We start from the raw sequence: 18,901 nt of genomic DNA on the forward strand, positions 1-18,901 counted from the left end.
GCCATGCCCGTCCGTTCCGCCACCCGGCACGCCATCGACTATGCGAACACCCCCGCAGCGCTTACTCTGTGCGGCGTGGATGCCCTCGCCCTGCCGACCGACGAAGCACTGATGCTGGCCTGGGCCGGCGGCGACCTGCGTGCGTTCGAGGCGCTGTATGGCCGCCATCGCAGCCGCCTGTACAGTTTTCTGCTGCGCCAGCTGCGCGACGGCGCGCTGGCCGATGAGATGTTCCAGGATGTCTGGCAGCGGGTGATCGCGGCCCGTGCCGGCTGGCAGCCCGAGGCCGCCTTCACCACCTGGCTGTTCCGGATCGCCCACAACCGCCTCAACGATCATTGGCGTGCCGCCAGGCATCGACCCTCGGCACCGATCGACGCCGACGAGCGCGTGGCGGCGATCACCGATGCACGGACCCCGGAAACCCAGCTGTCCGACTTCGAACAGCGCCGCCAGCTGCAGTTGGCGATGGAGCAGCTGCCGCCGGAACAGCGCGAAGTCCTGCAGCTGCGCCTGGAACAGGAACTGAGTCTGGAAGAGATAGCCGAGATCACCGGTGTCGGCCGTGAGACGGTGAAGTCACGGCTGCGCTATGCCATGGACAAACTGCGTGCGGGGTTGAGCGGATGAATCGCCCGGATCCGCTGACGCCCGAAGAACGCGAGCTGGCCCGGCTGCTGGGTCGGCCAAGCGCGACCGGCCCGGCGCCGTCGATCGACGAGGCCGTGGTGGCCGCCGCGCGTACCGCGGTGGAAGCATCGGCTGCGGACGCGGCCACCTGGAAGCTGCCACCGGATGCCCCGGCACGTTTGCGGCGCCCACGCTCGCGCTTGCCGGCGGTGTTCGGGCTGGCCGCCTCGGTGGTCTTCGCCGTCGGCATCGCCTGGCAGCTCAAGCCCGAAGACCCGCCCGCGCCTCCGCTGGCCGAACCGGTCGCCGCACCCGCGTCGAGCGCCGCCATGACGGAGGCCGCGCCGGCGATGGACGCCGCGCCCTCCCCGGCACCGGCCGCTGCACCACCGCCCGTCCCGCAGCAGCGCGCGGCGAAGGCGGCAGTAGAGACGCCGGCCCCGGCCAGCACGACCGCTGCGCCGACGCGTGCGCGCGCCATGTCTGCGCCGCGCCCCGAACCCATTGCCGCACCTGCACCGCCCGCACCGGCACCGGCACCGGCACCGATGATGTCCGCCCCCGCACCCGAGGCGGCGGCGTCCCATGCCATGGATGCGGGCGAACCGGCGCTGGACGCCGTCGCGGTGACCGGCTCGACGATCGAGCGCTCGGCGCCGGCCAAACCCGCCCCCGGTGCCCCCGGCGTGATGCGTCGCGCCGCCGCGCCGATGGCGGTACCTGCCCCGGCAGACGATGCCGTGCGTGCGCTGCACCAGGCCGTTGCCGCCGATGCTGCCTTGCCCCGCAAGCAGTGGCTCAAGCGCATCCGCGAACGCCGCGACGCCGGTGATGTGGACACCGCGCGCGCCAGCCTGGAGCGCTATCTGCAGCACTACCCGGAAGTGCGGATCCCGCGCGACCTGCGCCGGCTGCTCGAGAACTGATGCTGCGCGTACGGTGACCGGGCATCCCCACTAGAATGAGGGGAATGCCCGATACGCTCGCCACCCCTGTCAGCCACAGCCTGGAGATCAAGCACAGCCGCTTCATCGCCCATGCTGCGCCGATCCCGCATGCGGCCGCCGCGCTGGAGTTCCTGCAGCAGGTTGCCGTCGGGGATGCCACCCACAACTGCTGGGCCTATCGCTGCGGCAACGACTACCGCTCCAGCGATGACGGCGAGCCCTCCGGCACCGCCGGCCGTCCGATCCTGGCCGCGATCGATGGCCAGGGCTTCGATCGGGTGATGGTGGTGGTGACCCGCTGGTATGGCGGCATCAAGCTGGGGGCGGGCGGTCTGGTGCGCGCTTATGGCGGCACCGCCGCCGAATGCCTGCGAGTCGCGCCGCGGCTGCCGCTGATCGCCATGGCCGAGCTGGACGTGCACGCGGGCTTCGAGGATCTGGGCCCGCTGCACGCCGCGCTGGGCATGCATCTGGCCGAGAAAGTGGACGAAGCGTTCACCGCCGACGGCGTGAACCTGCACCTGCGCTTGCCGGCCGATCAGGTCGAGCCGTTGAAAAACCGCCTCCGCGACGCCACTCGTGATCGTGTCCGCATTGAACCCCGCACCGAACCAGGCCCACCGAATGACTGACGCACCCGCTCCGCACGACACGCCGATGCGCCGCCTGGGCAGCTTGAACACCCTGTGGCCGTTCGTACGCCGGCATGTCGGGCTGTTCAGTGCCTGGCTGGTGGCCCTGGCGATCTCCTCGGTCGCCACCCTGAGCCTGCCGGTCGCGGTCCGCCAGATGATCGACCACGGCTTCACCAGTGGTGGCCAGATCAACAAGGCCTTCGCGCTGCTGTTCCTGGTCGCGGTGGTGCTGGCCCTGGCCACCGCCGCGCGCTTCTTCTTCGTCTCCCTGCTGGGGGAAAAGGTGGTCGCCGATCTGCGCAGCCGCCTGTACGCGCACCTGATCACGCTGGGCGCCGGCTTCCATGACCGCAGCCGCAGCGGCGAGCTGGTCTCGCGCCTGACCGCCGACAGCGAACTGCTGCGCAGCGTGATCGGCTCGACCATGTCGGTGGCGCTGCGCAGCACCGTCACCGTGATCGGCAGCCTGGTGATGCTGTTCGTCACCAGCCCGCATCTGGCGGCGTGGTCGCTGGTCGGCATTCCGCTGGCGGTGCTGCCGATCATCATCGGCGCCCGTCGCCTGCGCAACATCGCACGCGCCAGCCAGGACCGCATCGCCGACGCCAACAGCCTGGCCTCGGAAACCCTGGGCGCAGTGCGTACCGTGCAGGCCCACGCGCGTGAGCCGTATGAGCGCGGCCGCTTCAACGCCGCCCTAGGCGATGCGATCGGTGCCGCGCGTCGCCGCATCCGCGCGCAGTCGATCGTCACCGCCAGCGCCATCGTGCTGGTATTCGGCGCCATCGTCGGCGTGCTGTGGCTGGGCGCGCACGAGGTGATCGACGGCAACATGAGCGCCGGCACGCTGGGCCAGTTCGTGCTGTATGCGCTGATCGGCGGCGGTTCGGTCGGTGCCTTGGCCGAAGTCTGGAATGAACTGCAGCGCGCCTCGGGCGGCATGGGCCGGATCGCCGAGCTGCTGCAGGAGGACGTGGAAATCACCGCGCCGGAACATCCGACCCCGTTGCCGCAGCCGCTGCGTGGCGAGATCCGCTTCGAGGATGTGGTGTTCCATTACCCGCAGCGCCCGGACACCGCCGCGCTGGACCATGTGGACCTGCACGTGCGCCCGGGCGAGACCGTCGCACTGGTCGGGCCGTCCGGCGCCGGCAAGAGCACCATCCTGTCGATGCTGCTGCGTTTCCACGATCCCGCGGCCGGCCGCATCCTGGTCGACGGCGTGGACCTGCGCGAGGTCGATCCGGCGCAGCTGCGCGAACAGCTCGCACTGGTGCCGCAGCAGCCCACCCTGTTCGCCAGCAGCGCGTTCGAGAACATCCGCTACGGTCGCCTGGAAGCGACCGATGAAGAGGTGCGGCGCGCGGCCGAAGCCGCCGAGGCCGATGAGTTCCTGCAGGCCCTGCCCGAAGGCTATGCCAGCGAGCTGGGCGAGCGCGGCGCGCGCCTCTCCGGTGGCCAGCAGCAGCGCATCGCGATCGCCCGCGCCCTGCTCAAGGACGCACCGATCCTGCTGCTCGACGAAGCCACCAGTGCCCTGGATGCGCAGAGCGAGCGCGCCGTACAGCAGGCACTGGAGCGTTTGATGGCCGGCCGCACCACGCTGGTGATCGCGCACCGCCTGGCCACCGTGCTCAAGGCCGATCGCATCGTGGTCATGGATCACGGTCGCATCGTCGCCCAGGGCACGCATGCCGAGCTGCTGGCCGAGGGTGGTCTCTACGCCGAACTGGCGCGCCTGCAATTCATCGATTGATGACGGGCCGGTAACACCGGCCATCGCATCCTGCAGCCCTCACTGGATGTGCTGCAGGAGGTGTTTCATGTCGTTCCGACAGTTCCCCGCCACCGACGCCAACGGCGACGATTACGTCATCATCGAGTTCAAGGATGAGCAGGCCGATGCTGCTGCAGGCACCGGCCAGAGTGCGCGCTACGAACTGGCCGATGGCCGCCGTCTGATCCGCGACGGCCGCGCGTTCCGCACGGCCGGCGGCGAGCTCACCCTCGTCACCTGAGGCGTTGAAAAAAAGTTACGCGGATGTTGGTCAATTTTTGACCAAGCATCTTGACAGCCTTTTCCCGCAAGGCGCGTACGCACTTATCCACATGTTTGTGCGCAGATCATCCACACCCCCTGTGGATGAATGCTGCAGCGCACCGTGTCAGCGGACCAGCACGCGGCCGATGCCCGAGGCATCGATCTCGATGGCCGCCGCCTGCAACGCGAGCGCATCGCTGCCTGCCACGAATCCGACCCGGAAGTGAACCTCACCGGCAGGCGTGCGCGAGGAATGGATCGAGGCCAGGCTGACCCGGTGCCGCTCGAACACATGCAACAGCTCGCGCAGCGAACCGGGTCGGTCTTCGGGCAGGTGCACACTGATCGCGTTGCGCTCGGTGAGGTCGGCCAGCAGATAGCCGACCCGCTCGAAGGTGTAGTTGCCGTCGGCCAGCACCTCCGTGCCCATGCTGTCGCGGTTGTCCAGCAGCAGTTGTTGGCGGAAGGCGGTGCGCGCCGCGTCATCGCCCTGCTCCAGCTGTGCCCGCAGCTGCTGCAGCTGGGCGAGCAGGCGATCCAGCATCGGTGCCACATGCGGATTGCCGAACTGGATGTCTTCGTAGATCGCCGGATTGAGCGAGAGGATGCGCGCGATGATCGCGGTATCCAGCTCGAACGAGGCCGATCGGTACGGCATCAGCGCCGGCAACGCGCCCAGGATCGGCGCGTACTCGCGCAGCACGCCGGCCTGCGCCAGATGCGTGGCATGCACCATCGCCTGGACCAGCGCCATGACCTGGTCGTGATGCTCGGGCGTGGCGCGCACGCACTCCGCTTCCAGTGCGCCGCACAGCTGCTGCACGAACGGCTGCCACTGCGACAGGCGCGCCTCGCAGACCACCATCACCCTGCCCTTCAGCGTGGGTGCCTTGGGCGGGGCCGTCATCGGATGCAGGCCGACGACCTCGGCCTGCGAGGCGAGCATCGCCTCCACCGGTGCGGATTTGACCGAGGTGACATCCAGCCACAGGCGACCGGCTTCGCGACCGGCCGAGCGGGCCACGTAATCCGCGATCAGCGCGGGCGTGTGCCGGATCGGTGCCGAGAAGATCAGCACCTGCGCGCGCTCGAGCAGGGTCTCCGGGCTGTCCGACTGCGGATCGGCTGGATCGTGGCCGATCACCTCCAGACCCAGGCGCTGCGCCAGGAACCGGCGGAGCCAGCGCCCGTAGGCACCGTCGCTGCCGACGATGCCGACCACCGGCGTCATGCTCACGCCAGGCGCTCGGGGACGAAGCGATCCGGCAGGGCCAGCGCTGCCGGCGCCGCCGCCAGCACATCGAACTCTTCATGGCCGTTGGCCAGGGTGGTCTCCAGCGCGACGTGCACGCCGGCGATGGCGCGCGAGATCGCCTGTTCGAAGGTTTCCCCACGCAGCAGGAAGGCGACCAGCAACGACATCAGCACGTCACCCGTGCCCGCCACGTCCACCGGCAGGTGCGGCGAGGACCAGCGCCAGATCGCGTCGCGGCTGACCGCCAGCGTGACCAGCTGGCCCGGATCGCCACCGACGCTGTGCGCCAGCACCCATTCCGGGCCACGCGCCAGCAGCGCCTGCGACGCGGCGATCGCATCGTCCTGGGCCAGGCTGGGCATCCCGGTCAGGCGGCCGAGCTCAAAGGCATTCGGCGTGACCAGCCAGGCATGCGGCAGCAGCCGTTCGGCGAAGACCTTTTCCAGGCCCGGCTCGACGTAGGGACCGGTGTGGGTGTCGCCGATCACCGGGTCCAGGCAGTAACGCAGCTGCGGCGAAGACGGCAGCACCGCATCGAGCCAGTCGGCAAAAGCCGCACCGTTGCCAACGCTGCCGAAGTAGCCGGATACCAGCATCCGCGCGCGCTGCGGCAGGCCGCGCTCACCGGCGCCGAGCAGCAGATCGGCGAACCAGTCCGAGGGCAGCACGCGACCGCGCGTCGTTTCGTAGAACGGCGCGTTGCTGAGCAGCGTGGTGGGGATTTCGGCCACGCGCACGCCCAGCGCGCGCAGCGGCGGCACGGCCGCGCTGTTGCCGGCATAGCCGTACACCAGCTGGGACTGCACCGAGATGACGTCGACCGGCGACGGACCGTCCGGGCGCTGGCGGCGGCCGTGGACCAGGTGGCTTTCGAGGGATTCGTTCATGCCGACATTTTACGCCCGGTGCCGCCCGGTAGAGGTAGAGCCGTCCGCGCACAAAAAAGCCCCCTGTCGCCAGGGGGCCTTCGGTAGTACACAGGAGCCCGTGACGCTTACGACGTCATCCGGTCCCAGAAGCCCTTCACGCCATCGATGAAGGTCGCCGACTTCGGCGAGTGCTTGCGCGCTTCATCACCGGTGAAGGTGGTCTCGAACTGTTCCAGCAGCTTGCGCTGCTCCGGGGTAAGGTTGACCGGGGTCTCCACCACCACGCGGCAGTACAGGTCGCCTTCGCTGCGGCTGCGCACCGAGCGCACGCCCTTGCCGCGCATGCGGAACAGCTTGCCGGTCTGGGTCTCGGCCGGAATGCGGATTTCCGCATAGCCACCGAGGGTCGCCACGCGCACGGTATCGCCCAGCGCGGCCTGCGAGATGCGGATCGGCACTTCGCAGTGCAGGTCGTCGCCATCGCGCTGGAAGATCGCGTGCTCGCGCACCCGCACTTCCACATACAGATCGCCTGCCGGGGTGCCGGCCGGACCGGCCTCGCCTTCACCGGACAGACGGATGCGGTCGCCGGTGTCGACGCCCGCAGGCACCTTCACCGACAACACCTTGTCTTCCTCGACACGGCCATTGCCGTGACAGGTCTTGCAGGGGTTCTGGATGATCTGGCCACGGCCGTTGCAGTGGTGGCAGGCCTGCTGCATCGCGAAGATGCCGCGCTGGATGCGCACCTGGCCCTGGCCACGGCAGACCGAGCAGGTCTCGACCTTGCCATCTTCCGAACCGCTGGCGTTGCAGTCATCGCACTCGACCAGACTCGGAATCTCGATGCGGCGTTCCACGCCCATCACCGCTTCTTCCAGGTCCAGCTCCATCACGTAACCGATGTCGGCACCGCGACGGGCCTGGCGCGGACCACCACCGCCGGCGCCACCGCCGAAGATGTTGCCGAAGATGTCCCCGAAGATATCGCCCATGTCCGGGCCGCCCGGACCGCCGCCGCCGCCCATGCCGTGCTCGAACGCAGCGTGGCCATGGGCGTCGTACATGCGGCGCTTGTTGCTGTCGGACAGGGTTTCGTAGGCTTCCTTGCATTCCTTGAAGGATGCCTCGGCCTCGCTGTCACCCGGATTGCGGTCCGGATGGTACTTCATCGCGCAACGGCGATAGGCCTTCTTCAGTTCTTCGTCGCTGGCGGTGCGGGACACGCTCAGCACTTCGTAGTAATCGCGCTTGCTCATAGCTTGAATCGGGTTCCGGAAGTCGGGATTCGTCAAAGCGGAAGAGCGGCACCAGGTCCGCTCTTTCGCCGGGCGCCCCGACAGGCCGGGATACGGCTGTCAGGACCAGAAGGGGGAGACGACAACGGGACGTTGCCTGCGCAACGTCCCGTGTCATGGCCGGATCAGGACTTCTTGTCGTCCTTGACTTCGGTGAACTCGGCGTCGACCACATCGTCGTGCGCGCCGTTGTTGCCACCGGCATCCGGACCCGGCGCGGCGCCACCCTGCTCGGCCGCCGCAGAGGCTGCGAACAGGGCCTGGCCGGCTTCTTCCAGCACCTTCGACTTGGCTTCGATCTGGGCCTTGTCGTCGCTCTTCATCGCGGTTTCCAGATCGGCCAGGGCCGACTCCACCTTGCCGATCACGTCGCCACCGACCTTGCTGCCGTGCTCGGTGATCGCGGTACGGGTACCGTGGATCAGCGCGTCAGCCTGGTTGCGGGCCTGGACCAGCTCATGGAACTTCTTGTCTTCTTCGCGGTTGGCTTCCGCGTCGGCGACCATGCGCGCGATCTCGTCCTCGGACAGACCCGAACCGGCCTTGATCTCGACCTTCTGTTCCTTGTTGGTCTTCTTGTCCTTGGCCGACACGTGCAGGATGCCGTTGGCGTCGATGTCGAAGGACACTTCCACCTGCGGCAGGCCGCGCGGCGACGGCTCGATGCCGGAGAGGTCGAACTTGGCCAGCGACTTGTTGAAGCGGGCCTGCTCGCGCTCACCCTGCAGCACGTGCACGGTCACGGCCGACTGGTTGTCCTCGGCGGTGGAGAACACCTGCGAGGCCTTGGTCGGGATGGTGGTGTTCTTCTCGATGATCTTGGTGAACACGCCACCCAGGGTCTCGATGCCCAGCGACAGCGGGGTCACGTCCAGCAGCAGCACGTCCTTGACGTCGCCGCCCAGCACGCCGCCCTGGATCGCGGCACCCAGTGCCACGGCTTCGTCCGGGTTGACGTCCTTGCGCGGTTCCTTGCCGAAGAACTCGGTCACGGCCTGCTGCACCTTCGGCATGCGGGTCTGGCCACCGACCAGGATCACTTCACCGATGTCGCTCGAACGCAGGCCGGCATCGTTCAGCGCGATGCGGCACGGCTCGATCGACTTCTTGATCAGGTCTTCCACCAGCGCTTCCAGCTTGGCGCGGGTCAGCTTGATGTTCAGGTGCTTCGGGCCCGACGCGTCAGCGGTGACGTACGGCAGGTTCACTTCGGTCTGCTGGCTGGTGGACAGCTCGATCTTGGCGCGCTCGGCGGCGTCCTTCAGGCGCTGCAGGGCGAGCGGATCCTTGCGCAGGTCGATGCCCTGGTCCTTGTTGAACTCGTCGACGAGGTACTCGATGACGCGGTTGTCGAAGTCTTCGCCGCCCAGGAAGGTGTCGCCGTTGGTGGCCAGCACTTCGAACTGCTTCTCGCCGTCGACGTTGGCGATCTCGATGATCGACACGTCGAAGGTGCCGCCGCCCAGATCGTACACAACGATCTTGCGGTCACGGCCGTCGCCCTTGTCCAGGCCATAGGCCAGGGCAGCCGCGGTCGGCTCGTTGATGATGCGCTTGACTTCCAGGCCGGCGATGCGGCCGGCGTCCTTGGTGGCCTGGCGCTGGCTGTCGTTGAAGTAGGCCGGCACGGTGATCACGGCCTCGGTGACGGTCTCACCCAGGAACGCTTCGGCGGTCTTCTTCATCTTCTCCAGCACGCGGGCGGAGATTTCCTGCGGGGCCATCTTCTTGCCGTCGCTGGTCTGCACCCAGGCGTCGCCATTGTCATGGGCCAGGATGCCGTAGGGCACGTGCGCGATGTCCTTCTGGACTTCAGCGTCGGTGAACTTGCGGCCGATCAGGCGCTTGACGGCGTAGAAGGTGTTCTTGGGGTTGGTCACGGCCTGGCGCTTGGCCGAGGCGCCGACCAGGACTTCGCCGTCCTTGGTGTAGGCGACGATGGAGGGCGTGGTGCGATCGCCTTCCGCATTTTCGATGACGCGGGCCTTGCCGCCGTCCATGATCGCCACACACGAGTTGGTGGTGCCGAGGTCGATACCAATGATCTTGCCCATGAGGGAGACTCCTGAAAGTTCTGGGTACATCCGGCAGCTGCCGGGTTATGAATGGGATGTGTGGGACGCTGCGGACACTTTCAAGCCGTCCATCAAACACAGTGTTCGATGGCGACCCAACGCGTTCAGCGTCCGGTCGAGCCGCCGGGCCAGGCCCGGCGGACCGGGATGCGGGTCAGTCGCGGGCCACCACGACCAGCGCCGGACGCAGCAGGCGGTCGTTGAGCAGGTAGCCCTTCTGGAACACCTGGACCACGCTGCCGGGCGCCGCGCCGGGCGCGTCGGCCTGGCTGATCGCCTGGTGGTGGTCCGGGTTGAAGGTCTGGCCGGTCGGGTCGAGCAGGGTCAGGCCATTGTCGGCGGCGACCTTGAGCAGCTGCTTGTAGGTCAGTTCGAGACCTTCGCGCAGCGGGCTCGGTTCGCTGCCGGCGGCATTCAGGCCGGCATCGAGGCTGTCGAACACCGGCAGCAGCTCGCCGAGCAGTTTTTCATTGGCGAAGCGGCGCGCCTGTTCCACGTCACGGGCAACGCGCTTGCGCTGGTTGTCCAGGTCGGCGCGTTCGCGCAGCGACTCCGAGCGCAGCAGGGCCAGCTCGTTGTGCAGGCTGTCCAGCTGCTGCTGCAGGGACGGCTCAGCGGCCGGCTCGCCGGCGGGATTCTGGGATGCGATATCTGACTGATCTTGGTTCATTTCCGGATCCTTGGCGGTGACTCTCCGCCTCCACCCACCCCTATGTGGGCGCGGCTACGGGATTCAAGAGTCCAGGGCCGCTTTATGCGCGATCGCGGGACAATCCGCCGCCGCCGGGCGAGCCCAGCGCGGCCCCCAGCACCTGGGCGGTGGCTTCCACCAGCGGGATCATGCGGTCGTAGGCCATCCGCTTCGGGCCGATCACCCCCAGCACGCCCAGCACCTGGCCATCGGCGGAGTACGGGGCGGTGACCAGCGAGACGCTCTCCAGCGGCATCACCCCGGTCTCCTCGCCGATGAAGATGCGCACGCCCGGGGCCTGGATGGTGCGCTCGAGCAGCTGTAGGATCTCGCGCTTGCTGGCGAACACGTCGAACAGCTCGCGCAGTCGCTCCAGGTCGGAGAGGTCCTGCACGCCCATCAGGCGGGTCTGCCCGGCCAGCACCATGTCATCGGCCGGCGGCACCATCGCCTGCTCGGCCAGCTCGATGCTGTGCGCCAGCAGCTGCTCCATCTCCGACTGCGCATCGCGCAGCTCCAGCAGCAGCCGGGCCCGGATCTCGGCCAGCGGGCGCCCGGCGCAGTTCGCATTGAGATAGTTGGCAACCTGCTCCAGCTCGCCCGGGTCGAAGCTGCGGCGCGGCTCGATCACCCGGTTCTGCACTTCGTTGTCGGCGAACACCAGGATCGCCAGCACCCGGCGCGCGTCCAGCGCCACGAAATCGATGTGCCGGAACGCGAACTGCTCCCGGCGCGGGGCACTGACCACCCCGACGAAGTGACTCATCGCCGACAGCAGCTCCGAGGCACTGCCGAGCAGGGCCTGGGTGCCGGTGCCGGTGGCCAGTTCGGTACGCAGGCGGCTGAGCTCGCCCTCGCCCGGCGGCTGCATCTTGACCAGGCTGTCCACGAACACCCGGTAGCCGTGCGCGGTCGGCACCCGGCCGGCGGAGGTATGTGGCGAGCTGAGCAGGCCCAGGTCTTCCAGGTCGCCCAGGATGTTGCGGATCGTGGCCGGGCTGACGTCCAGGCCGGCATGCCGGGCAAGCGTCTGCGAGCCGACCGGCTCGCCATCCTGGATGTGGCGGGCGATCAGCGTCCGCAGCAGATGGCGGGCGCGTGGCGCGAGATGTGACGCGGAAGGATGCATGGAATCAGCCTGTGAGACGCCCACTTAGATAATGGCTGCACGGGGCGTTGGCAAGTCATTGGAGACGCCCCCGGCCCATGCTAGCGTGCGCGGCTTGGAGACACCCCTCGTGTACAACGTAGACCATGCTTAGACATCTATCGATCAAGGATTTCGCGGTCGTCCGCGCCACCGAGCTGGAATTCGGCGCCGGCATGACCGTGGTCTCGGGTGAAACCGGCGCGGGCAAGTCGCTGATGGTGGACGCGCTGGGCTTTTTGTCCGGGCTGCGCGCCGACAGCGGCGTGGTCCGCCACGGTGCTGCGCGCGCCGAGCTCTCGGCCGAATTCGCGCCGCTGGCCGACGCCCCGGCACGCCAGTGGCTGCGCGACAACGAGCTCGACGACGAAGAACAGTGCCAACTGCGACGCGTGATCCGCGCCGACGGTGGCTCGCGCGCCTTCATCAATGGCCGCCCGGTGACGCTCTCCCAGCTGACCGAGCTGGCCGGCATGCTGGTGGAGATCCACGGCCAGCACGAACAGCAGGCCCTGCTCTCGCGCCCCTCGCAGCTCTCGCTGCTGGACGCCTTCGCCCGCAACGACGCCGAGCGCGCCCAGGTCCGCCAGACCGCGGCACGCTGGCAGGCGCTGGTCGATGAAGCCGAGGCCTTGTCGCGCCAGGGCGATGTCAGCGACCGGATCGGCTACCTCGAGCACCAGCTCGGCGAGCTCAAGCGCGAAGACCTCGATCCCGCCTCGATCGCCACCCTGGGCAGCAGCCACCGCCGCCAGGCCCATGCCAGCGCGCTGATCAGCGCCTGCGACGTGGCCGTCAGCCGCCTCAACGGCGACGACGAGGTCTCGGTGCTGCAGCTGCTGCAGCAGACCCGCAACGATCTGACCCGCGTGGCCGAGCACGACAGCCGTCTCGGCGAGGTCGACGCCCTGCTCGACAGCGCCGCCATCCAGCTGGACGAAGCGCTGTCCCTGCTCGATCGGGTCCACGACGACCTGGATGCCGACCCGGAGCAGTTCGAGGATATCGAACGCCGGCTGGGCCGCCTGCACGACCTCGCCCGCAAGCACCGCGTGCCGATGGAAGCGCTGGGCGAGCACCGCGACGCGATGGAAGCCGAAGTCGAGCAGCTGCGCGGCGCCGATGAGCGCCTGCAGGCCTTGGCCGGTGAGATCGACCGCGCCGCCGGGCAGTGGAAGACCGTGGCCGAGGTGCTCAGCGCCAGCCGCCGGAAGGCCGCCAAAGCCCTGTCGGACACCACCACCACCCTGATCGGCGAGCTGGGCATGGGGGGCGGTCAGTTCCTGATCGATATCGAGCCGCAGACCGTGGCCAAGCCGGACCCGAACGGCGCCGAGCGGGTCGAGTTCCTCGTCGCCGCCAACGCCGGCCAGCCGCCGCGTGCCCTGCGCAAAGTCGCTTCGGGCGGTGAGCTGTCCCGGATTTCGCTGGCGATCGAAGTGGCCGCGCTGGGCCTGGATGCAGTGCCGACCATGGTCTTCGACGAAGTCGACTCGGGCATCGGCGGCGCCGTGGCCGATATCGTCGGGCAGAAACTGCGCGCCTTGGGCGAGAAGCGTCAGGTGCTGTGCGTCACCCACCTGCCGCAGGTCGCCTCCAAGGGCCACGCCCACTACCGGGTCAGCAAGGCCCCGGTGGACGGCATGACCCAGAGCGCGGTCGAGAAACTCGATGCCAAGGCCCGCGAAGAAGAGCTCGCCCGCATGCTGGGCGGGGTGGAAGTCAGCAAGGAAGCCCGGGCAGCCGCGCGCAAGCTGCTCCAAGTCTGACGGGTAGTGCCGGCCGCTGGCCGGCTCCTCCAGATGCCGGCCCGCCCTGCCCTCACCGGCCGCTGGCCGGCTCCCCCATCACCCCAGCGGCCTGGCCAGGTCCACCCGCGCCACCAGGAAATCCAGCAGCGCGCGCACCCGCAGCGGCAGGTAACCGCCCTGCCCCTGGAACACCGCATGCACCTCTTCCAGATCGCCGGGATTGGCGTGCTCCAGCACTGGCAGCAGCCGCCCGGCCGCGACATCGGCCTGCACCTGGAACGCCGCCAGCCGCGCGATGCCCACGCCGCCGAGCACCAACCGGCGCAGGGCCTCGCCATCACTGGCGCGCACGTTGCCCTCGGTCGGAACGACCCGGCGTTCGCCGTTGAGCTCCAGTGGCCAGCCCGTATACGCGCGTGGATGCCCGATATCGAGCCGGTTGTGCGCCAGCAGCGCGTCGGCGTCTTCCGGCAGCCCATGCCGGGCGGCATAGCCGGGGGCGGCCACGATCATCATCCGGGTCGCGCCCAGCCGCCGCGCGACCAGGCTGGAGCTCTTCAGCGGCCCGGCCCGCACCGCCACGTCGGTGCGCTGTTCGAGCAGATCGATCACCTCGTCGGTCAGCACCAGGTCCACCGCGACCTGCGGGTGCAGGGCGAGGAAGCTCGGCAGCAGCGGCAACAGGAAGTGCTGGCCGAACGGCACGTTGGCGTTCACCCGCAGGCGCCCGCGCGGCGCGGCATGTGCGCTGGCACAGCGCTCGGCCTCGTCCAGATCGGCCAGCACCCTCAACCCGCGCTCATAGAAGGCGCAGCCCTCCTGGGTCAGCTGCAGCTGGCGGGTCGAGCGCTGCAACAGGCGCGTGCCCAGCCGCTGCTCCAGCCGCGAGACCAGCTTGCTGACCGCCGAGGGACTCAGCTCCAGCGAGCGGGCCGCCGCCGAGAACCCGCCGGTTTCGACCACCCGCACGAATACTTCCAGTTCGCCGGAACGGTTGATGTCGGTGCCTGCCATGGGATGAATCCAGTTCACAGATGATTGTCCGCAGGCAGTCTAGTTCACAGGTGAGCCGCAGATCACCATGGCGTCCCCTCGCCCACGGATTGCCCGATGAATGCCCTCGCCCGCCTCACCGCCACCGCCCTGCTTGCCACCGCCGGGGGTGCAGCAGCGGCCCCTCCGACGATGTGGGTAGCCAGTTGGCAGGCCAGCCCGCAACCGGTCTGGGACGCTGGCTTCCTGTTTCCCACGCTGATTCCCGGGCACCTGGAGGCACAGACCTTCCGGCAGACCGCGCGGCTCGGCCTGGGGGGCGGGAAGCTGCGCGTGCGCCTGAGCAATGCGTATGGCAGGCAGCCTCTGCGGATCAGCGCGGCCAGCGTTGCTGCCGGAGCGGGACGACCCCCGCTGCAGCTCTCGTTCGACGGGCACAGCGACACCCTGATCGCGCCCGGCAAGGAACGCCTGAGCGACCCGCTGGCGCTGGCGACCGCCGATCTGCAGACCGTGCAGGTGAGCGTCTACCTTGCCGAACGCACGCCGCTGCAGACGTTTCACTGGGACGGCCGGCAGACCGCGTCGTTCGCCGCTGGCGACCAGACCCTCGCCCCTACCCTGAGCACCACCGCGACCACGACCGCCCGCCTGTTCGTCTCGGGCATTGATGTGGAAGCGCCCGCCGACGCCCACAGCGTGGTCGTGATCGGCGACTCGATCACCGATGGCGCGACCGCCAGTCTGGACCGCGACCAGCGCTGGACCGACCACCTCGCCGCGCGCCTGGCGCCGCAGGGGGTGGCCGTGGTCAACGCCGGCATCTCCGGGGGACGCCTGCTGCGCGATGGCATGGGTGAGGCAGCGCTGTCCCGGTTCCAGCGTGATGTGCTCGATCAATCCGGCGTGGCCAGCGTGATCGTGCTGCTGGGAACCAACGACATCGGCTGGCCCGGCACCGCCTTCGCCCGCACCGAGCCGGCGCCGACCCTGGGCGCGCTGCAGGCGGGCTATCGCGCCCTGGTCGAGCGCGCCCATGCGCGCGGTGTCCGCATCCTCGGCGCAACCCTGCCGCCGTTTGAAGGCGCCCTGCCCGGCACCCCGCTGGACGATTACTACCAGCCCGACAAGGACGCGCTGCGGCGTCGGCTCAATGACTGGCTCCTGCAGGACAGCCCGTTCGATGCCGTGATCGATCTCGATGCCGTGCTGCGCGACCCGGCCGATCCGTCCCGGATGGCGGTGGCGTTCGATTCCGGGGACCACCTGCATCCGGGCGATGCAGGCAACCGGGCGATGGCCGACGCGGTGGATCTGCAGGCGCTGCTGCCCCGCCAAGTGCCGGTCACGACACCCTGAGAACGAAAAAACCCCCGGGCCGAGGCGCGGGGGTCTGATCAGCAGCCTGTTCTGGCCAGGCCGGTCACCACGACCGGCCCAAAGCCATCACCGGCGCTTCTTGCGCACGTAGAGCACCAGCGAGTGCTCTTCGAGCTCGTAGCCGTGGTCCGCGGCGATCTTGCGCTGCAGCTCCTCGATCTCGTGGCTTTCGAACTCGATGATCTTGCCGCTGTCCACATCGACCATGTGGTCGTGATGACCACCGCGGTCCAGTTCGTAAACGGCCTGGCCGCCTTCGAAGTTGTGCTTCAGCACCAGGCCGGCGGCCTCGAACTGGGTCAGCACCCGGTACACCGTGGCCAGGCCGATCTCGTCGCCGTGCTCCAGGAGCTGGCGGTAGATGTCTTCGGCGGTCATGTGGTGGCTGGCATTGCGCTGCTCGAGCAGCGCCAGGATCCGCATCCGCGGATGGGTCACCTTCAGGCCGACTTTGCGCAGGTCGTGGGTTTCCATAGTTCTCCGTTCATTGGCGATTTAGCGCCAGCTGCCTCGGATTGGGTCGCGGCGACACCTCAGGAGTGTATCATCGACTCGATTTCCCCAAACGCCATTCCCCGATGCGCAATCTCCTGCTGGTCGCCGCCGTTGCCCTGTCCACCACGGGCTGCGGCATCATTTACAAGCAACCCATCTATCAGGGCAACCTGATCCGGGAGCAGGCCGTCGGTCAGCTGCAGGTGGGCCAGAGCAAGCAGCAGGTCAGTGCCCTGCTCGGCACGCCCTCCATCGCGGACCCGTTCCACGCCCAGCGCTGGGACTACACCGCCAGCCAGCGCGTGAACCGGGTCGGCAAGACGGACGTGAAGAACTTCACCGTCTACTTCGAGAACGACGCGGTCACCCGCTGGGACGGCGAGTATTTCGCCAGCGATGATGCCCAGCTGGCCCGCAGCACGGTGCGCCAGTTCGGCCGCAACCTGCCCAAGGACAAGAAGAAGCGCGGCCGCTGAGGCCCGCTTTCTTCAGTCAGCTGCCGGCGCGTGCGCGTCGGCGGCGATTGTCTTTCGGGTCGGCCAGCAGCGGACGCAGCAGCTCGACCCGGTCGCCGTCGCGCAGCCGCTGATCCGCCTTGGCCAGCAGGCCATGCACGGCCACGGCCGGGCATCGGTCACTGCCTTCGATGGCGGCCAGCGCGACGGCGTCGGCAACGGTGGCCCCCTCGGCCAGCGTCAGCACCCGCGACGCGACCCGATGAGGCCAGGCCAGCACCACCTCGACCGTGATCACGGCTCACTCCTGGGCGTCGGCGACGCGGACGAAATCATTCACCATGCGATCGGCCAGACCCTGGAAGCCCAGCGCCAAGGCCGGACCGAGCAGGCGTGAGGTCGGCTCGAACTCCAGCGTCAGCGTGACCTTGCAGGCGTCCTCGGCCAGCGCATGGAACTCCCAGCGCCCGTGCAGCCGCTTGAACGGCCCGTCCTTGAGCTGCATATCGATGCTGTGCGGGCGCTGCAGCGTGTTCTCGGTCATGAACCAGGTCGAGAACGAACCGAAGCCCAGATCCAGGCGCGCGACCAGGCGGTCCGGGCCGGACTCCAGGATCTGCGAGGCCGAACACCAGCGGAAGCGGCGCGGATAGGCGTCAATATCATTGACCAGGTCGAACATGCGGGCAGCCGAATGTTCGACCAGGGCACTACGGCGGATAGTTGGCATGCGATACAGATGTCTGATGAATCGACCGGGCGTGCCCGAATCGGAGACAATAGGGAAATGAGCAAGAACAGCGGCAAGGATAAAGCAAAGGACGCGACGGCCAACAAAACCATCGCGCTCAACAAGCGTGCCCGTCACGAGTACCACATCGAAGATCGCTTCGAAGCCGGCCTGGCCCTGCAGGGCTGGGAGGTCAAGTCGATCCGCGCCGGGCGCGGCAACATCATCGATGCGTACGCCTACGTGCGTGATGGCGAGATCTACCTGATCGGTGCGCAGATCACCCCGTTGATCCAGGCCTCCACCCACGTGGTGGCCAACGACCGCCGGGAGCGCAAGCTGCTCCTGCATCGCAACGAGATCGACAAGCTGATCGGCAAGGTCCAGCGCGACGGCTACACGATCGTGCCCACCGCGATGTACTGGAGCAAGAACAAGATCAAGCTCGAGATCGCGCTGGCCAAGGGCAAGCAGACCCACGACAAGCGCGATGCCGAGAAGGACCGCGATTGGGCGCGCGAGAAGTCGCGCACGATGCGCCGCCACAACCGCGACGCCTGATGACGCGCACGGTGCCCGCGCCGGGCATCCAGCCGGCCAGCGCCGAGGACACCCGCGCGGTGTTCGCCGGTCTGCTGGCCTTCAACCAGGCCGCCAGTGGCGATGCCTTGGACGATCAGCCGGTCAACCGCGTGATCCACGACGCCGCCGGCCAGGTGGTGGCCGGGATCGCCGCCGATGTCTGCGGGGGCTGGCTGATGGTGCATGCGCTGTGGGTCGACGACGCCCATCGCGGCGAAGGCCTGGGCCAGGCCCTGCTGGCCGATGCCGAACACCAGGCCCGCACGCTCGGCGCACACGCCGTGACGCTGGACACCTTCTCCTGGCAGGCCGAGGGCTTCTACCGCAAGCAGGGCTATGAGGTGTTCGGCTGGCTGCAGGCGTTTCCGCCCGGCCATCAGCGGCTGTATCTGCGCAAGCGGCTGTAGGGCCCTGTGCGGCGCGCGGTCAGCGCGCGGTAGCGTCCGGGTCGGCCTGATACGGTCGCATCTCCACCGGCGGCGGGTCCACCCCCAACCGCCGCGCATCGCGCATCGTTGCCGCCACCGTGTCGCCGGCCCGTGCCGCCTGGTCGAGCTCGGCGTCGGAGGCCTGCTGATAGCGGGTCCACTGCGCGCCATTGGGGAAGCCGTGCTGGTCGAGCCAGCGCCGCTCCTCCGGGTGACCGGTGCTGAAGGGGTCCTGGGCGATTTCCTGGCCCTCCCGTGAGCGGGGGAGATCGGGGAAGGGATGGGGCGGTTTGGTCGAGGGCGGCGGCGTTGCTTCAACCGAAGGCGTGGCCGCCTGCCCGGTCGGTTTCGACGCCTGCCCTGCCCCGCCCGGCGCCTGCGCACCCGACGTCGACCGCCAAAGGCTGGCGGCTCCGATCACCGCCACCGCCAGCACCGCCACTGCACTCCACACCTGCTTCTTCAACGCCTCGTCCCTGTCTGCAACCACTCTTCCGGG

The 18,901-nt window shown here is 68.5% G+C and carries 21 protein-coding genes; 10 read left to right on the forward strand and 11 right to left on the reverse strand.

What is annotated here, in order from left to right; genetic code table 11:
- Window positions 1-75 precede the first annotated feature (75 nt).
- From HDC96_RS05970 to HDC96_RS05990, 5 genes are all read left to right on the forward strand, one after another.
- Window positions 76-630 carry an RNA polymerase sigma factor gene (locus HDC96_RS05970; protein WP_176989905.1) on the forward strand — a complete coding sequence of 185 codons (555 nt, stop codon included), beginning with the start codon at window positions 76-78 and terminating at the stop codon, window positions 628-630.
- Window positions 627-1,556: a hypothetical protein gene (locus tag HDC96_RS05975; RefSeq protein ID WP_179459162.1), complete on the forward strand. Its 930-nt coding sequence runs from the start codon at window positions 627-629 to the stop codon at window positions 1,554-1,556. The genes HDC96_RS05970 and HDC96_RS05975 overlap by 4 nt, the downstream gene beginning before the upstream one ends.
- A gap of 44 nt (window positions 1,557-1,600) precedes the next feature.
- On the forward strand, window positions 1,601-2,209 hold the full coding sequence (locus HDC96_RS05980; protein ID WP_179459163.1) for a YigZ family protein: 609 nt from the start codon (window positions 1,601-1,603) through the stop codon (window positions 2,207-2,209).
- The gene (locus tag HDC96_RS05985) at window positions 2,202-3,968 is read left to right on the forward strand and encodes an ABC transporter transmembrane domain-containing protein (protein ID WP_179459164.1); all 1,767 of its coding nucleotides are present in this window, start codon (window positions 2,202-2,204) and stop codon (window positions 3,966-3,968) included. The genes HDC96_RS05980 and HDC96_RS05985 overlap by 8 nt, the downstream gene beginning before the upstream one ends.
- Before the next feature lie 67 nt (window positions 3,969-4,035).
- Window positions 4,036-4,230: a hypothetical protein gene (locus tag HDC96_RS05990; protein WP_179459165.1), complete on the forward strand. Its 195-nt coding sequence runs from the start codon at window positions 4,036-4,038 to the stop codon at window positions 4,228-4,230.
- 147 nt (window positions 4,231-4,377) lie between these two features.
- Here HDC96_RS05990 and HDC96_RS05995 read toward each other — a convergent pair whose 3' ends face one another.
- From HDC96_RS05995 to hrcA, 6 genes are all read right to left on the reverse strand, one after another.
- The gene (locus HDC96_RS05995) at window positions 4,378-5,490 is read right to left on the reverse strand and encodes a prephenate dehydrogenase (RefSeq protein WP_179459166.1); all 1,113 of its coding nucleotides are present in this window, start codon (window positions 5,488-5,490) and stop codon (window positions 4,378-4,380) included.
- A complete protein-coding gene (gene pdxY, locus HDC96_RS06000; protein WP_019183153.1) occupies window positions 5,487-6,395 on the reverse strand; it encodes a pyridoxal kinase in 909 nt (302 codons plus the stop codon). The genes HDC96_RS05995 and pdxY overlap by 4 nt, the downstream gene beginning before the upstream one ends.
- Window positions 6,396-6,502: 107 nt before the next feature.
- Window positions 6,503-7,636, reverse strand: a complete 1,134-nt coding sequence (dnaJ, locus tag HDC96_RS06005) for a molecular chaperone DnaJ (protein WP_179459167.1) — start codon at window positions 7,634-7,636, stop codon at window positions 6,503-6,505.
- Between the two features lie 164 nt (window positions 7,637-7,800).
- The gene (dnaK, locus tag HDC96_RS06010; protein ID WP_176989745.1) at window positions 7,801-9,729 is read right to left on the reverse strand and encodes a molecular chaperone DnaK; all 1,929 of its coding nucleotides are present in this window, start codon (window positions 9,727-9,729) and stop codon (window positions 7,801-7,803) included.
- Window positions 9,730-9,904: 175 nt separating this feature from the next.
- Complete coding sequence (gene grpE, locus HDC96_RS06015; RefSeq protein ID WP_179459168.1) at window positions 9,905-10,420, reverse strand: nucleotide exchange factor GrpE; 516 nt, start codon at window positions 10,418-10,420, stop codon at window positions 9,905-9,907.
- 82 nt (window positions 10,421-10,502) lie between these two features.
- The gene (gene hrcA, locus HDC96_RS06020) at window positions 10,503-11,570 is read right to left on the reverse strand and encodes a heat-inducible transcriptional repressor HrcA (protein WP_019183158.1); all 1,068 of its coding nucleotides are present in this window, start codon (window positions 11,568-11,570) and stop codon (window positions 10,503-10,505) included.
- Window positions 11,571-11,695: 125 nt separating this feature from the next.
- Here hrcA and recN point away from each other — a divergent pair, with 125 nt between their 5' ends.
- Window positions 11,696-13,357, forward strand: a complete 1,662-nt coding sequence (gene recN / locus HDC96_RS06025; protein WP_179459169.1) for a DNA repair protein RecN — start codon at window positions 11,696-11,698, stop codon at window positions 13,355-13,357.
- A 78-nt stretch (window positions 13,358-13,435) separates the two neighbouring features.
- On the opposite strand, the gene HDC96_RS06030 is transcribed toward recN, so the two are convergent.
- Window positions 13,436-14,353, reverse strand: coding sequence for a LysR family transcriptional regulator (locus tag HDC96_RS06030; protein ID WP_179459170.1), 918 nt, complete (start codon window positions 14,351-14,353; stop codon window positions 13,436-13,438).
- A 96-nt stretch (window positions 14,354-14,449) separates the two neighbouring features.
- Between HDC96_RS06030 and HDC96_RS06035 the strand changes: the two genes are divergently transcribed.
- On the forward strand, window positions 14,450-15,691 hold the full coding sequence (locus HDC96_RS06035; protein WP_179459171.1) for an SGNH/GDSL hydrolase family protein: 1,242 nt from the start codon (window positions 14,450-14,452) through the stop codon (window positions 15,689-15,691).
- A gap of 87 nt (window positions 15,692-15,778) precedes the next feature.
- Here HDC96_RS06035 and fur read toward each other — a convergent pair whose 3' ends face one another.
- The gene (fur, locus tag HDC96_RS06040; protein ID WP_070470227.1) at window positions 15,779-16,186 is read right to left on the reverse strand and encodes a ferric iron uptake transcriptional regulator; all 408 of its coding nucleotides are present in this window, start codon (window positions 16,184-16,186) and stop codon (window positions 15,779-15,781) included.
- Window positions 16,187-16,290: 104 nt separating this feature from the next.
- Between fur and bamE the strand changes: the two genes are divergently transcribed.
- Window positions 16,291-16,683 carry an outer membrane protein assembly factor BamE gene (gene bamE, locus HDC96_RS06045; protein WP_179459172.1) on the forward strand — a complete coding sequence of 131 codons (393 nt, stop codon included), beginning with the start codon at window positions 16,291-16,293 and terminating at the stop codon, window positions 16,681-16,683.
- A 16-nt stretch (window positions 16,684-16,699) separates the two neighbouring features.
- On the opposite strand, the gene HDC96_RS06050 is transcribed toward bamE, so the two are convergent.
- Together HDC96_RS06050 and HDC96_RS06055 are read right to left on the reverse strand one after the other, a co-directional pair.
- Window positions 16,700-16,960, reverse strand: coding sequence for an RnfH family protein (locus HDC96_RS06050; protein ID WP_179459173.1), 261 nt, complete (start codon window positions 16,958-16,960; stop codon window positions 16,700-16,702).
- A gap of 3 nt (window positions 16,961-16,963) precedes the next feature.
- Window positions 16,964-17,392, reverse strand: a complete 429-nt coding sequence (locus tag HDC96_RS06055) for a type II toxin-antitoxin system RatA family toxin (protein ID WP_176989739.1) — start codon at window positions 17,390-17,392, stop codon at window positions 16,964-16,966.
- 57 nt (window positions 17,393-17,449) lie between these two features.
- On the opposite strand from HDC96_RS06055, the gene smpB reads away from it, so the two are divergent.
- Together smpB and HDC96_RS06065 are read left to right on the forward strand one after the other, a co-directional pair.
- Window positions 17,450-17,953 carry an SsrA-binding protein SmpB gene (gene smpB, locus HDC96_RS06060; protein WP_179459174.1) on the forward strand — a complete coding sequence of 168 codons (504 nt, stop codon included), beginning with the start codon at window positions 17,450-17,452 and terminating at the stop codon, window positions 17,951-17,953.
- Window positions 17,953-18,381 carry a GNAT family N-acetyltransferase gene (locus HDC96_RS06065; protein WP_179459175.1) on the forward strand — a complete coding sequence of 143 codons (429 nt, stop codon included), beginning with the start codon at window positions 17,953-17,955 and terminating at the stop codon, window positions 18,379-18,381. Before smpB ends, HDC96_RS06065 begins: the two co-directional genes overlap by 1 nt.
- A 19-nt stretch (window positions 18,382-18,400) precedes the next feature.
- Here HDC96_RS06065 and HDC96_RS06070 read toward each other — a convergent pair whose 3' ends face one another.
- Complete coding sequence (locus HDC96_RS06070; protein WP_179459176.1) at window positions 18,401-18,868, reverse strand: hypothetical protein; 468 nt, start codon at window positions 18,866-18,868, stop codon at window positions 18,401-18,403.
- Window positions 18,869-18,901 lie beyond the last annotated feature (33 nt).

Source organism: Stenotrophomonas sp. JAI102 (assembly GCF_013409105.1).
GTDB classification, from domain to species: domain Bacteria; phylum Pseudomonadota; class Gammaproteobacteria; order Xanthomonadales; family Xanthomonadaceae; genus Stenotrophomonas; species Stenotrophomonas maltophilia_AA.

Coding starts and splice junctions, on each gene's coding strand:
- HDC96_RS05975 (WP_179459162.1), top strand. CDS start 627: ATGAATCGCCCGGATCCGCTGACGCCCGAAGAACGCGAGCTGGCCCGG.
- HDC96_RS05980 (WP_179459163.1), top strand. CDS start 1,601: ATGCCCGATACGCTCGCCACCCCTGTCAGCCACAGCCTGGAGATCAAG.
- HDC96_RS05985 (WP_179459164.1), top strand. CDS start 2,202: ATGACTGACGCACCCGCTCCGCACGACACGCCGATGCGCCGCCTGGGC.
- HDC96_RS05990 (WP_179459165.1), top strand. CDS start 4,036: ATGTCGTTCCGACAGTTCCCCGCCACCGACGCCAACGGCGACGATTAC.
- pdxY (WP_019183153.1), bottom strand. CDS start 6,395: ATGAACGAATCCCTCGAAAGCCACCTGGTCCACGGCCGCCGCCAGCGC.
- dnaJ (WP_179459167.1), bottom strand. CDS start 7,636: ATGAGCAAGCGCGATTACTACGAAGTGCTGAGCGTGTCCCGCACCGCC.
- dnaK (WP_176989745.1), bottom strand. CDS start 9,729: ATGGGCAAGATCATTGGTATCGACCTCGGCACCACCAACTCGTGTGTG.
- grpE (WP_179459168.1), bottom strand. CDS start 10,420: ATGAACCAAGATCAGTCAGATATCGCATCCCAGAATCCCGCCGGCGAG.
- hrcA (WP_019183158.1), bottom strand. CDS start 11,570: ATGCATCCTTCCGCGTCACATCTCGCGCCACGCGCCCGCCATCTGCTG.
- recN (WP_179459169.1), top strand. CDS start 11,696: ATGCTTAGACATCTATCGATCAAGGATTTCGCGGTCGTCCGCGCCACC.
- HDC96_RS06030 (WP_179459170.1), bottom strand. CDS start 14,353: ATGGCAGGCACCGACATCAACCGTTCCGGCGAACTGGAAGTATTCGTG.
- HDC96_RS06035 (WP_179459171.1), top strand. CDS start 14,450: ATGAATGCCCTCGCCCGCCTCACCGCCACCGCCCTGCTTGCCACCGCC.
- fur (WP_070470227.1), bottom strand. CDS start 16,186: ATGGAAACCCACGACCTGCGCAAAGTCGGCCTGAAGGTGACCCATCCG.
- bamE (WP_179459172.1), top strand. CDS start 16,291: ATGCGCAATCTCCTGCTGGTCGCCGCCGTTGCCCTGTCCACCACGGGC.
- HDC96_RS06055 (WP_176989739.1), bottom strand. CDS start 17,392: ATGCCAACTATCCGCCGTAGTGCCCTGGTCGAACATTCGGCTGCCCGC.
- smpB (WP_179459174.1), top strand. CDS start 17,450: ATGAGCAAGAACAGCGGCAAGGATAAAGCAAAGGACGCGACGGCCAAC.
- HDC96_RS06065 (WP_179459175.1), top strand. CDS start 17,953: ATGACGCGCACGGTGCCCGCGCCGGGCATCCAGCCGGCCAGCGCCGAG.